The organism is Paraburkholderia phenazinium (assembly GCF_900142845.1).
Lineage (GTDB): Bacteria > Pseudomonadota > Gammaproteobacteria > Burkholderiales > Burkholderiaceae > Paraburkholderia > Paraburkholderia phenazinium_A.
Map to the genome: position 1 here is coordinate 1,128,539 of NZ_FSRU01000001.1, position 12,493 is coordinate 1,141,031.

Consider the following 12,493-nt stretch of genomic DNA (forward strand, 5'->3'; position numbering starts at 1 on the left):
GTGCCGCCGGTGCGTGGGGTGAAAGAACCGTGTCGTAAGAACGTCTTCGCCGACTACCTCTTCGTCAGTGCGTCGAGTGCCCGCTGCCAGATCTGCCGCGTGCGCAGCGCGATCAAGGCGCGCCAGTCGGCATCGGCGGGATAGTAGTGTTCCAGCAGCGCGGCCTTGATCCGCCGCCCCGTCGCGTCGAAAGGATCGCCGTGCAGATGCAGCCAATGGTCGTCGCGCAGCAATGTGTGTCCGCGGGCGCCGTCGTAGGTGCCGCATTCGATCACAAGCGGCATCAGATCCACCTCGGGAAGCTGATCGATTAGTGCCTGCGAGGTATAACCGGTCGCCGTCGCTGCGACGCCGCTGTCGGACGACGCGTCCGCCGCGGTGAGAATCCTGTACAGCCAGGGCCCATACAGCGATTGCGCGGCGTCGTGCGCGGACACCTTGCGCTCGGCAATGGCCATCAGCATTGGATGTCCGTACGCGCCCGCGCCGGTGTGCAGATCGAAGGCGATGGCAGTGCGAGCACCTGAAACATGTGCCTGCATGATCTGACGCACCGTGCGGTTCGTCCATGTCTGCTGCGTGCCGCCAAAAAAGACGCCGTCCGGATGCCGGTACTGTCCCGCTTCGATGATATTGCGCACCCGTGCTTCCCCGAGATGGCGCATGTGCATGGCGAGTTGCTCGTCCGCACGCCGACGCGCCGGTCCGTCGAGATCGCGGCATAGATAGATTTCGTGCAGCGTTTCGTATGCCGAGTTCGCCGGTGGTGCGTGAGTAAAGTCGATGTAATTGCGGTTGACGTCAGCGTTGTCTTCATTCACCCGGCGCAGCCACGCCGTGCCCCACGGGTTGACGAGGTGCACGAGCACGACACAGGTATCTTCCGGTAAGGCGTGGTCCCGCAGATTGTCGAGTAACGCGATCTGACTGTCGGAGCCGTAATAACCCTCGACGCCGTGGGTTCCCGACAGCAGCACGAGGCGCTTTTGCGCGCCGGCGGAGCCGACGATCGCGACGTCTGTGGACAGTGCCTCGCCGCGTGGTCCTTGCAGCGGGTGAGGATAGACGACGTGCGTCGCCTTGACGCTCGCAGCGGCCTCGAGAAAGCGCTCGCGCTGATTGGCGAAACTCGGCGTGTCGAAAATAGTTGCGCTCATTATCGCTCCTGTGTCTTCGTTGCCGGGGGCGACACGCGCACAAGCGGCGCCTGTTCCAACGCGGCATATTCGGCATCGATTAGCCGCTGCACACCGCGCCGGAACCTGAGTGGTCCAGCGTCGATTCCAAGGTCGAGATTCGGCGTGCGCCGGTTTGACATGCCTTCATGCACGGCTTCAAGGATGACGCGGTCCTCGTCGAATGCGTGGCGCACGTCCTCGTTGAACTGTTGCGACACGGCTTCGTTTTGCTGGTCGAAATTGCGCATCTGAAACCAGAAGTAGCGCGTATGCGATTCGTCGATCGGCGTCATGAAATTGTATGAATTCATCAGGAACACGTGATCGTGCTGCGCGCCGTCGTCGGCGCCTGTACCCGCCGGCGTGAAGACTGCCTTGATGATCGCGTGTGAAGGAAACCGGACCTCGTAGTGCTGCTTGCGGTCGCAGCGTCCCGAGAATTTGACGAACTTCGCATAGAACGGTGCGACGTCGACATCTCGCATCCAGCGCGAGACGGTCACGCCGACATCGCTTGCATCGGTTTTCAAGGGCTCGGCTTCACACGCGGCGTTGCCGAACGAACCCGGATGCACCCACGCGACGTGCGACGGATCAAGCAGGTTGTCCGTCACGTAGAGATAGTTGCAGGCTACCGTCATCGCGTCGCCTTCGTTCAAGCCCCATGCCGGATCGCCCCACTCGGGAACATCGAAAATCTGGGCCGTATCGGCGGCTTTGGCCTCGCCCATCCAGATCCAGACGAGACCATAGCGCTCTTCGATGGGATAGCTGCGTACCTGCGCCGCCCGTGGAATGCGAGCCAGGGCCGGCGCGCGTACGCATGCACCGGCGCAGTCGAAGGTCAGGCCGTGATATCCGCATTCGATTCGATCGCCAAGCAATCGACCCATCGACAACGGCAGCTTGCGATGCGGACACGCGTCTTCGAGCGCGGCCACGACCCCATCCGGCGTGCGAAATAGCACGACCTGTTCGCCGAGCAGTTTCAACGGCATGAGGTTCTGCTGGACTTCGGCGCTGCGCGCCGCGACGTACCACGCGTTTCTGACGAACATCGCTGCTTCCTCTGTTTGCATTGCCAGCGGGCCTGCGCGTGACCCCACGCAACCTTTGCATCGACTGTAGAAAGTCAAAATAGAAAAGAACAGCAGTTAGAAAGTACGATTTAGTTTAGAATTTCTAAACCGTCTTTATCGATCAAACTCGATATGAACAGGCTTGCACCGCTTCGCGCGATCCAGATTTTCGAAACACTTGGCCGTTGCGACGGCCTTGTCGAGAGTGCGCGCCGACTCGATATCTCCGCAGGCGCGGTGAGTCAGCAAATCAAGCTGCTCGAAAATGCGCTCGGCGTGAAGCTCGTGACGAAAGAAGGGAAACGGATGCGCTTGACCGCGACGGGCCGCCGATATCATGAGAGTTGTCTCGCGGCGCTTGAAACTTTGCGGATCGCGCAGGACGACATCGAGCGCTCGAAAAACGTGCGCAGCCTCAACATCAGCGCCTTGCCCTCGCTTCTATCGAAGTGGCTTGCGCCGCGCATCAATGCCTGGCAAAAGGAGCATCCGGACATCAGCGTCTATCTGGACGGCTCGCATGCGGAGCCGTCGCCGGATGCCTATGAGATGGATTTTCGAATCAGCTACGGGGATCGTATCGACGACGCAGGCACCTCTATCGAACTGTTCCGCGATAGCGTCGTGCCTGTATGCAGCCCGCGGATCCTGCCGCGCAAGGGCAAAGTTGCGCTTAAGCCGGCTGATCTCGCGGCGTTTGAGTTGATCGCGGTTGACTGGCTGCCAAAGTTCGCTTCGCCGCCGTCGTGGCGTGACTGGTTCGCCGCGAACGGTGTCGAGACAGCGACGCTGCGCGAGCCGCATCAGGTGCATTCCCTGTCGAGTGTCGCGATTCAGGCCGCGATCGACGGCCATGGTTTCGTGCTCGCCCAGTGCTCAATGGTTGCAGACGATCTGGCCGCGGGAAGGCTCTCGATGCCCGTTGTTTCGACCATTCCGTTGCCGTCGCCGTACCTTCTTACCTGGAGCGAAAGTACGTTCGATCGCCCGCAGTGCCGCGCCTTTCAGCGCTGGTTGCTCGCGAGGGCAAGGGAACAGCAGCGCGATATCGATCTGTTGGCAGGTCGCGCGTGACAGGCGTTATGCAGCATCCGGCAACACCCCCAACAACTGCAACGCACCACCCGCCACCGCACCAAACACCGGCCCGGCCACCGTACCGCCATAAAACGCCCGTCCAGCCGGATCGTCGATCATGACGGCGACGATCAAACGCGGATCGCTCATGGGCGCCATGCCCACAAACAGCGCGCGATAGCGGTTCTTTGCATACGACACACCGATCTGCTTGCGCGCGGTCCCGGTCTTGCCGCCAACCCGATACCCTTCGACCGCCGCCGCCCGCCCAGTGCCGCCCGGTCCCGTAGCCATTTCCAGCATCTCGCGGATCGCGCGCGCGGTAGCCGGCGTCGTCACCGCGCGCTCGGCACCGGCGACGAGCGGCGCATCGCCCCCGTCATTCAGGACACCTGCCTGAATTCCGCCCTGATGATCCACGCCGTCCGTCAACAGCAAGCGCGCCGGATGCAGCGTGCCGTCGCCGGCGTACGCGGTGTACACCTGTGCGAGTTGCAGCAGCGAGGCCGACAGCCCATAACCATAAGCCATCGTAGCCTGCTCGATCGGCCGCCAGCGCTTGAACGGCCGCACCTTGCCCGCCGCGGCGCCGGGGAACGTCAGCTCCGGACGGCGCCCCAGTCCGTACTCCTGGTACTTGTTCCAGATCGTCTCGGCCGGCAGGTTCAGCGCGAGTTTCGCCAGCGCGATGTTGCTCGACTTCTGGACCGCTTCGGCCACGGTCATCACGCCGTGATTCGAGGTGTCGTGAATCACAGCCGGTCCGATCTTGTACCAGCCTGGAGAGGTGTCGATGAGCGTTTGCGGCCCGGCCTTACCCTTGTCCATCGACAAGGCCACCACCACGGGCTTGATCGTCGAGCCCGGCTCGAACGTATCGACCACCGCGCGGTTGCGCAACTGCCGGCCGCTTAGGCGCGTGCGGTCGTTCGGATCGAAGCTCGGGTAGTTGGCGAGCGCGAGGATCTCGCCGTTGCGCGCATCCAGCACGACCACGCTGCCGGCCTCCGCGCTGTGTTTCTCGATCGCGGTCTTCAATTGCGCGTAGGCGAGCTGCTGGATGCGACGGTCGATGGTCAGGTGGATCGTCGCGCCGTTCAGGGCCGGCACGAGCGGCCGCGTGTCCGACACCGCGCGGCCCAGGCGATCGCGGATCACTTCGCGCTGGCCGGCTGCGCCGTTCAACTGCCGGTTGGCGGCGAGCTCGACGCCTTCCTGGCCCTGGTCCTCGATATCCGTGAAGCCGACCACGTGCGCCGCCGACTCGCCTTCCGGATAGAAGCGCTTCGAATCGGCGATCTGCGTGATACCCGCCAGCCCGAGTTTGTCGAGCTGGCTGGCCGTGTCCGCATCCACCTGGCGCTTGAGCAGCACGAACGCCTTGTCGCCCGCCAGACGCCGGCGCAACTCCGCGAGCGGCAACTCGAGCAGTTTGGCGAGCGGCGCGAAGCTGGACTCGTCGAGCAGCTTCGGTGTGGCCCAGATCTCGTACGTGGCGAGGCTGACCGCGAGCATCGAACCGTTGCGGTCGACAATACCGCCGCGGGTGGCGCCGAGCTCGATGGTGCGCTGGTAGCGCTTCTGCCCCTGCACGACATAGAAGTCCTGATTGACCACCTGGATCCAGAAGGCACGCGCCGCCAGCGTCCCAAAGGCCGCGAACACCAGCAGGATGACGAATCTCGAACGCCACATCGGCAGACGCGACGCGAGGGCAGGGTGTTGGGCGAGCGTCGCGTACGGGTCGTGCGGCTGCGATTTTTTCTGCTGGATCATGAATACGGATACGGGCAGCGAACCCGGACGGCGCCATCGAGGCTCAACCGGCCAGGCGTTGCGACGCTGCTCGAGCGTGCTCCTTGTGCGGCGGCTCATGCGCTGGGCATGGGCCGGGTTAGTGTGCGCCGCCCGTATTGGCGGCGGTGAAGACCTTGAGCTGCTGGTGCAACCGCGCGGCCGGCAAGCGGACAGCGAAGCCATGATTGTAATAAGAACGTAATATAGATGCGAGGCCTATGCAAGGCGCGCGTGACGTGTGTGCGGCACGCCAAAAGAAAAAGCCGCGCGGACTGAAAAATCCGTGCGGCTGCTTCGTTCGATTAATGCGTCTTCTCCGACGCGGCGTGTTTAGGGGCGCCCGACCAGCAAGCACTTCGCAATGACGTGCCTCCCGGGCGCCCTCTTTTCAAGGACGGTGCGCGTCCTGGAGCCAGGCGTTCAGGCCGGCAGCGCGAAACTCGAGATGGCTTCGCGCAACACACCCACCTGGTCTTTCAGCGAATGCGCGGCGGCGGCGGCCTGTTCGACGAGCGCGGCGTTTTGCTGCGTGACCTGATCCATCTCGCCCACCGCGCGGTTGACCTGTTCGATGCCCGCGCTCTGTTCACGCGAGGCGTGGCTGATTTCCTCGAGAATTTCGTTCACGCGACGCACCGACTGCACGATCTCGCCCATCGTAGAACCAGCGTTGGCCACGAGCGACGCACCGGCTTCGACGGTGTGCGTCGAGGTTTCGATGAGCGCCTTGATTTCCTTGGCGGCGGTGGCGGAGCGTTGCGCGAGGCTGCGCACTTCCGCGGCGACGACGGCGAAGCCGCGGCCCTGTTCGCCGGCGCGGGCGGCTTCGACGGCTGCGTTGAGCGCGAGGATGTTGGTCTGGAAGGCGATGCCGTCGATCACGCCGATGATGTCGCCGATCTGGCGCGAGCTATGGGTGATTTCGCCCATGGTGCGGACCACGTCGTCGACGACGCGGCTGCCGCGCGTGGCGACGTCGGCGGCCTGACCGGCGAGCTGCGCGGCCTGGGTGGCGCTTTCGGCGTTCTGCTTCACGTTGACGGTCATCTGATCCATGCTCGACGCGGTTTGAACGAGCGCGGCGGCCTGTTCTTCGGTGCGTTGCGAGAGATCGGTGTTGCCGGCGGCGATTTCGGTGGCGCCCACATTGATGTTTTCGGTGCCGGTGCGCACGCGCGAGACGGTTTCGACGAGGCCGGCCTGCATCGTATGGAGGGCGTGCAGCAGACTGCCGGTGTCGCGCTGATGGACTGGCACGCCGACGGCGAGGTTGCCGCTTGCCATGCGTTGGGCGGCGACGACGGCGACTTCGAGGTCGCCGCCGAGGCTGCGGCGCACGCTACGCAACACGAGGATCATGACGAGGGTGGCGATGCCGCCGAGGATGGCGGTGATGATGAGCCACAGGACCAGATTGGCATAGAAGGTTTGCTGGACGTCGTCCATGTACATGCCGCTGACGACGTACCAGTCCCAGGGGGCGAAGCGCAATGAGAAGCTGGTTTTGTCGACGGGCTGATCGTGGCCGGGTTTGGCCCACATGTACTGGACGAAGCCGCCGCCGTCGTGGTTACCGGCGTTGACGATGTTGACATACAGATGATTGCCGGCCGGGTCGGAGAACTGGGCCATGTTTTTGCCGTCGAGTTCGGGCTTGATGGGGTGCATCAGCACGACTGGCTGGGAGTCGTTGACGGAGACGTAGCCGTCTTTGCCGTAGCGGACGGAGGCGAGGGCGGCGAGCGCCTGTTTCTGGGCGTCGGGTTCGCTGAGGGTGTGTTGCTGGGAGAGCGTGTAGTAGTGGTTGATGACGCTGACGGATTCCTGGACGACGGCGGTGAGTTGATCACGGCGCTCGGCGATCATGGAGGCGCGGTTCTGCCACGCGCCGAAGCCGCCGATCAGGATCAGGCCGATCCATAACACGACGATCATCGACCCGAGTTTTCTGTTCAAGGTCATGGTGTGCATTGCGCGGGTTCCATCTGGGGTTGGGTTTGGTCGGTTTTCTGTGGCTGCTTTTTTTCGCCTGCGGCGCTGGGTTGCAGCAGGTGCCTGTGCTGTTTAACGGCTTCGGTGGGTTTGTTGCGTAGTAGGGGGGAACCCTAGTTTTTCGCCTTTTTTTCATTTGTCTGATTTATTGCTTTTTTTTGGTTTTCTTCTGGGGTGGGTTTGCTCTTTGGTTGTTTTACTAGAATTTTGGCCTTTCCTTGTGTTCTTAGTGGTCTATTGGCGTTGCCCCTGTGCGGGGCGGCACTTACTTTCTTTGCCGCCGCAAAGAAAGTAAGCAAAGAAAGCGGGCTGCAACCGCTAGCTCGTAGTGAGCCATCTAGGTCTGCTACTGGGAACGGCCCAAAACGAGACGCTCTCTCGCACCACACGTGCCGGTGACAAAGCAGTCATCCGTTCCAGCGTTGCGCTACGCGCCCCGCCGCCCGGCATAACGGGTTCGGCGAAGGCCGGAGATAATGCAACTCCACCGGTTTCCCATGCAAACCCATCCGCGACGCACGGAGTGCGGAGTGGGGTGGATGAGCCCTTTGTCACTAATGCGGGTGGTGCGATAGACGGTCTTGTCTCGGACCACTTCGGGTTATTTTGAGTGGTGGACATCTAAAAGCTGGCGGGGTGAGCCCGCTTTCTTTGCTTACTTTCTTTGCGGCGGCAAAGAAAGTAAGTGCTGCCCCGCACAGGGGCGACGCAAATAGACCACTAAGAATACAAGGAAAGGCCAAAATTCTAGTAAAACAACCAAAACAAAAAAATAAAAAACCCAAAAGCAAAACAGAATAAAACCCATAAAATAATAAAAACCAGAAAAAGCAAAAAAGCCAGATAGTGAACAACAAAAAACCCCACATTTCACCAAAAATCGCCATAAAAAGAGAGCAAAAAAGCAAAAACCAACCGCATCCGTTATAGTCACTTTTTTCGCCGGCAGGAGAGGTGCATAGGAGAGTGACACGCCCATGAAAAGTGTCCATCTCCCCAAACCGCCGAAGGCAATAAAAGAGCCCCAACCGGCAACCAAACAGCAAACAAGCAGCCAGCACCCCGACAAGCAGCCAGCACCCCGACAAGCAGCCAGCACCCCGACAAGCAGGAGAACCCACCCCTATGAACGCCCGCGAACCCGCCTTTATCGCCGCCTCCCGCAGCAGCCGTCTGCGCCAGATGCTCACCAGCACCCAGCTCGAATTCATGATGGAAGCCCATAACGGCCTCTCCGCTCGCATCGTCCGCGAAGCCGGCTTCAAGGCCATCTGGGGTTCCGGGCTCGCCATCTCCGCCCAGTTCGGCGTGCGCGACAACAACGAAGCAAGCTGGACCCAGGTCGTCGATAACCTCGAATTCATGGCCGATGCCAGCGATCTCCCCATCCTCCTGGATGGCGATACCGGCTACGGTAACTTCAATAACGTCCGCCGCCTCGTCCGCAAGCTAGAACAGCGCGGCATCGCCGGCGTCTGCATCGAAGACAAGCAGTTCCCCAAGACCAACAGCTTCATCAACGGCGAACGTCAGCCGCTCGCCGAAATGGACGAGTTCTGCGGCAAGATCAAAGCCGGTAAAGACTCCCAAAACGACGAAGACTTCTCCATCGTCGCACGCGTCGAAGCGCTCATCGCCGGCTGGGGGATGGACGAAGCCCTGCGTCGCGCCGAAGCCTATCGCCAGGCCGGCGCCGACGCGATCCTGATTCACAGCAAGCTGTCGCGTCCCGACGAAATCCTCGAGTTCGCCCGCGAATGGGCCGGCCGCGGTCCGCTCGTCATCGTGCCGACCAAGTACTACAGCACCCCCACCGAAGTGTTCCGCGAAGCCGGCATCAGCACCGTCATCTGGGCAAACCATCTGATCCGCGCCTCAACTTCGGCCATGCAGGCCGTCGCCAAGGAAATTCACGCCAGCGAAACGCTCGTCGACGTCGAAGACCGCATCGCCTCCGTCAACGAAATCTTCCGTCTGCAAGACGCCGACGAGTACTCGGAAGCCGAAGACCGCTACCTGTCGGCTTCGCGCGCCTCGGCGTCCGCCGTCGTGCTCGCCGCCAGCCGCGGCGTCGGTCTCGAAGCCGTGACGGCGGATCGTCCCAAGGTCATGCTGCCGATCGCCGGCAAGCCGCTGCTGCGCTGGCTCGTCGACGCGTTCAAGAAGCAGGGCGTCAACGACATCACCGTGGTCGGCGGCTATCGCGCCGACGCCATCGAAACCGCCGGCATCAAGCTGGTCGTCAACGAACGCCACGCGGAAACCGGCGAACTGGCCTCGCTCGCCTGCGCCGTCGACGCCCTCAAGTCGGACACGGTCATCTCCTACGGCGACCTGCTGTTCCGCAGCTACATCGTGCGCGATCTGGTCGAAAGCGAAGCGCCGTTCAGCGTCGTGGTCGATTCGTCGCTGACCGAGCCGGTCAACAAGAGCGTGCGCGACTTCGCATGGTGCTCGTCGCCCGACGATCGCGGCCTGTTCGGCAACAAGGTGCTGCTCAAGCGCGTGTCGAGCGAACTGCAGGACGCGGATTCGAGCGAAGCCAAGCTGCCGGACGGCCGCTGGGTCGGTCTGCTGAACGTGCGCGGCGAAGGCCGTGAGCGTCTGCACGCCGTGCTGACCACGTTGCGCGCGCGCCCCGATTTCGACAAGCTCGATATGCCCGCGCTGCTCAACGCACTGATCGAAGCCGGTGAAGCGATCGAAGTGCAATACGTGCACGGCCACTGGCGCGGCGTCAACGATCTGGAAGACTTCCGTCGTGCCGGCGATTTCGCCCACGCCCAAGCGCCGCTCGCAACGGGCGCCGCCGGCGGAGAGGCGCAATGATCGAAGCTGCACAGTTTGTCGAAGCGGCGCGCGAGCGTGGCTTCGACTGGTATGCCGGGGTGCCCTGCTCGTACCTGACGCCGTTCATCAACTACGTGCTGCAGGATCCATCGCTGCATTACGTTTCCGCAGCGAATGAGGGCGACGCAGTCGCGCTGATCGCCGGCGTCACGCTCGGCGCGCAGAACGGCCGTCGCGGCGTCACGATGATGCAGAACTCCGGCCTCGGCAATGCGGTGAGTCCGCTCACGTCGCTGACGTGGACGTTCCGTCTGCCGCAACTGCTGATCGTCACGTGGCGCGGCCAGCCCGGCGTCGCCGACGAGCCGCAGCATGCGCTGATGGGCCCGGTTACGCCCGCGATGCTCGACACCATGGAAATTCCGTGGGAGACCTTCCCGACCGAAGCCGACGCCATCGGCCCGGCGCTCGACCGCGCAATCGCCCACATGAACGAGACCGGCCGTCCGTACGCGCTGGTGATGCAGAAGGGCAGCGTGGCGCCGTATGAGTTGAAGCAGGGCGCGAGCGGTGCGCGCCGCACGCCGTGCGTGCCGCAAACGCAGTGGCACGGGGTGGCGACGGATGCGCTGCCGACGCGTCAGGCCGCGTTGCAGCGCGTGATTGCGCACACGCCGCCGGAGTCGACGGTGGTGCTCGCATCCACCGGCTTTTGCGGCCGTGAACTGTATGCGCTCGACGACCGCTCGAACCAGTTGTACATGGTCGGCTCGATGGGTTGCCTCACGCCGTTCGCACTGGGTCTCGCGCTCACGCGTCCGGACCTGCATGTGGTCGCCATCGACGGTGACGGCGCCGCGCTGATGCGCATGGGCGCGTTCGCGACGATCGGCGCGTACGGCCCGGCCAATCTGACGCACGTGCTGCTCGACAACGGCGCGCACGATTCGACCGGCGGCCAGGCCACGGTGTCCGCCCAGGTGTCGTTTGCCGGCGTCGCGGCGGCTTGCGGTTACGCGTCGGCAGTCGAAGGCGACGACCTCGCCACGCTCGACGAAGTGCTCACGTCGCCCAAGCTCGACGGCCCGCGTTTCGTGCGCCTCGCGATTCGCCGCGGCACGCCCGACGGTTTGCCGCGTCCCACCATTACCCCGCCGGATGTGAAGACGCGTCTGATGCGCCACATCGGCACCGCTCAAGGAGCCTAATGATGCTGCTGCTCAATCCCGGTCCGGTGACGTTGACGGAGCGCGTGCGGCAGAGTCTGCTGCAACCTGACCTGTGCCATCGCGAAAGCGAGTTCTTCGATCTGCAGGAAGAAGCGCGCACGCGTCTGCTGGACATCTACAAGCTCGACCCCGCCGAATGGCAGGCCGTGCTGATGACCGGTTCGGGTACGGCCGCGGTCGAAAGCATGATTGCCGGCCTTGTGCCGGAGAACGGCAAGCTGCTGGTGATCGAGAACGGTGTGTACGGCGAGCGCATTACGCAGATTGCCAGCCAGTACCGCATCGCGCACGAAGCGCTGAAGCACGACTGGATGCAGGGCCCCGATCTCGAGCGGATCGCCGCACGACTCGATGCCGGCGAGGGCTTTACGCATGTGGCGGTGATTCATCATGAGACCACCACCGGCCGCCTGAACGATCTGCAGTCGCTTGCGGCGGTGTGCCGCGCGCGCGGCGTGCGTCTGCTGGTGGACGGCGTCAGCAGCTTTGCGGCCGAGGCGATCGACTTCGCCGACAGCAGTATTGCTGCCGTGGCGGCGACCGCCAACAAGTGTCTGCATGGCGTGCCGGGTGCATCGTTTGTGGTGGTGCGGCGCGAGGCGCTGAAGCAGGCGGCGAGCCGGACCTACTATCTGGACCTGGGCCGTCTCGCGAAGCTGCAGGATCAGCGCAATACGCCGTTCACACCCTCGGTGCATGCTTACTACGCGCTTGTCGAGGCGTTGCGCGAACTGGCCGACGAAGGCGGTTGGACCGCGCGTCACGCGCGCTATGCGGCGCTCGCGGAGCAGGCGCGCGCAGGTCTGGCCGAGCGTGGTATCGAGAGCGCGTTGCCGCCGCAGCAGTCGTCGGTGGTATTGCGGGCTTATCGCTTGCCGGCGGGTATCAGCTATGTGCAACTGCACGATGCACTGAAGGCGCGCGGCTTCGTGATTTATGCGGGGCAGGGTGGGCTGTCGGCGGAGCTGTTCCGGATCTCGACGATGGGCAACATTCATCCGGCGGATGTGGAGCGGTTGCTGCAAGGGTTTAGCGAGTTGACGCGGTAAACCGGGCTGCGTTGCTGTGAGTTAGCGGCAGCCGCGCTGCCGCTAACTCCAAACGGATGTCCCGCGCAACGGAAGGCCTCCGATTGCGCGGGGTCTTGCCGTTCTTTCCTTTAGTTAGGAAAGCGAATGCTCGCTGACCTTGCTATAGGTCAAGCGACTAGGGCGAACGCGCATTCGAACAAGGGAAACGAGGAAACTGAAGCCCGTGCGGTCTCCACGCCGCACATATCGAAGTCCGTCAGCCAGATGCCGTCAAAGCCATCCCGCTCGATGGCTTGCGCCAGTTCGACCACGGTCATACC

The 12,493-nt window shown here is 62.9% G+C and carries 10 protein-coding genes; 4 read left to right on the top strand and 6 right to left on the bottom strand.

The annotated features are described in order from the left end of the window. Window positions 1-53: 53 nt before the first annotated feature. Together BUS12_RS04890 and BUS12_RS04895 are read right to left on the bottom strand one after the other, a co-directional pair. A complete protein-coding gene (locus tag BUS12_RS04890; protein WP_074294499.1) occupies window positions 54-1,157 on the bottom strand; it encodes a DUF2817 domain-containing protein in 1,104 nt (367 codons plus the stop codon). After that, a complete protein-coding gene (locus BUS12_RS04895; protein ID WP_074294500.1) occupies window positions 1,157-2,236 on the bottom strand; it encodes an aromatic ring-hydroxylating dioxygenase subunit alpha in 1,080 nt (359 codons plus the stop codon). The genes BUS12_RS04890 and BUS12_RS04895 overlap by 1 nt, the downstream gene beginning before the upstream one ends. Window positions 2,237-2,389: 153 nt before the next feature. On the opposite strand from BUS12_RS04895, the gene BUS12_RS04900 reads away from it, so the two are divergent. After that, a complete protein-coding gene (locus BUS12_RS04900; protein ID WP_074294501.1) occupies window positions 2,390-3,331 on the top strand; it encodes a LysR substrate-binding domain-containing protein in 942 nt (313 codons plus the stop codon). A 6-nt stretch (window positions 3,332-3,337) separates the two neighbouring features. Here the strand turns inward: BUS12_RS04900 and BUS12_RS04905 are convergent, their stop codons facing one another. The 3 genes from BUS12_RS04905 to BUS12_RS38685 all read right to left on the bottom strand — a co-directional run bounded on the left by BUS12_RS04905 (window position 3,338) and on the right by BUS12_RS38685 (window position 8,102). Beyond that, on the bottom strand, window positions 3,338-5,110 hold the full coding sequence (locus BUS12_RS04905; RefSeq protein WP_074294502.1) for a peptidoglycan D,D-transpeptidase FtsI family protein: 1,773 nt from the start codon (window positions 5,108-5,110) through the stop codon (window positions 3,338-3,340). A 441-nt stretch (window positions 5,111-5,551) separates the two neighbouring features. Then, window positions 5,552-7,093, bottom strand: coding sequence for a methyl-accepting chemotaxis protein (locus tag BUS12_RS04910; RefSeq protein WP_074297104.1), 1,542 nt, complete (start codon window positions 7,091-7,093; stop codon window positions 5,552-5,554). 685 nt (window positions 7,094-7,778) lie between these two features. Next, on the bottom strand, window positions 7,779-8,102 hold the full coding sequence (locus BUS12_RS38685; RefSeq protein WP_171991594.1) for a hypothetical protein: 324 nt from the start codon (window positions 8,100-8,102) through the stop codon (window positions 7,779-7,781). 146 nt (window positions 8,103-8,248) lie between these two features. Between BUS12_RS38685 and aepX the strand changes: the two genes are divergently transcribed. From aepX to BUS12_RS04930, 3 genes are read left to right on the top strand one after another with little or no spacing between them, the layout of a single operon-like run. Further along, the gene (gene aepX / locus BUS12_RS04920; RefSeq protein ID WP_074294504.1) at window positions 8,249-9,952 is read left to right on the top strand and encodes a phosphoenolpyruvate mutase; all 1,704 of its coding nucleotides are present in this window, start codon (window positions 8,249-8,251) and stop codon (window positions 9,950-9,952) included. Next, window positions 9,949-11,121, top strand: a complete 1,173-nt coding sequence (gene aepY / locus BUS12_RS04925) for a phosphonopyruvate decarboxylase (RefSeq protein WP_074294505.1) — start codon at window positions 9,949-9,951, stop codon at window positions 11,119-11,121. Before aepX ends, aepY begins: the two co-directional genes overlap by 4 nt. Window positions 11,122-11,123: 2 nt before the next feature. Beyond that, window positions 11,124-12,191, top strand: a complete 1,068-nt coding sequence (locus tag BUS12_RS04930; RefSeq protein ID WP_074294506.1) for a 2-aminoethylphosphonate aminotransferase — start codon at window positions 11,124-11,126, stop codon at window positions 12,189-12,191. 149 nt (window positions 12,192-12,340) lie between these two features. On the opposite strand, the gene BUS12_RS39215 is transcribed toward BUS12_RS04930, so the two are convergent. Continuing rightward, window positions 12,341-12,490 (bottom strand): hypothetical protein, encoded by a 150-nt coding sequence (locus tag BUS12_RS39215; RefSeq protein WP_253190009.1) that lies wholly within the window; start codon window positions 12,488-12,490, stop codon window positions 12,341-12,343. Window positions 12,491-12,493: the final 3 nt, after the last annotated feature.

Bases quoted from the DNA above. Each gene is read 5' to 3' on its own strand.
- BUS12_RS04890 (WP_074294499.1), bottom strand. From the start codon at position 1,157: ATGAGCGCAACTATTTTCGACACGCCGAGTTTCGCCAATCAGCGCGAG.
- BUS12_RS04895 (WP_074294500.1), bottom strand. From the start codon at position 2,236: ATGTTCGTCAGAAACGCGTGGTACGTCGCGGCGCGCAGCGCCGAAGTC.
- BUS12_RS04900 (WP_074294501.1), top strand. From the start codon at position 2,390: ATGAACAGGCTTGCACCGCTTCGCGCGATCCAGATTTTCGAAACACTT.
- BUS12_RS04905 (WP_074294502.1), bottom strand. From the start codon at position 5,110: ATGATCCAGCAGAAAAAATCGCAGCCGCACGACCCGTACGCGACGCTC.
- BUS12_RS04910 (WP_074297104.1), bottom strand. From the start codon at position 7,093: ATGACCTTGAACAGAAAACTCGGGTCGATGATCGTCGTGTTATGGATC.
- BUS12_RS38685 (WP_171991594.1), bottom strand. From the start codon at position 8,102: ATGGGCGTGTCACTCTCCTATGCACCTCTCCTGCCGGCGAAAAAAGTG.
- aepX (WP_074294504.1), top strand. From the start codon at position 8,249: ATGAACGCCCGCGAACCCGCCTTTATCGCCGCCTCCCGCAGCAGCCGT.
- aepY (WP_074294505.1), top strand. From the start codon at position 9,949: ATGATCGAAGCTGCACAGTTTGTCGAAGCGGCGCGCGAGCGTGGCTTC.
- BUS12_RS04930 (WP_074294506.1), top strand. From the start codon at position 11,124: ATGCTGCTGCTCAATCCCGGTCCGGTGACGTTGACGGAGCGCGTGCGG.
- BUS12_RS39215 (WP_253190009.1), bottom strand. From the start codon at position 12,490: ATGACCGTGGTCGAACTGGCGCAAGCCATCGAGCGGGATGGCTTTGAC.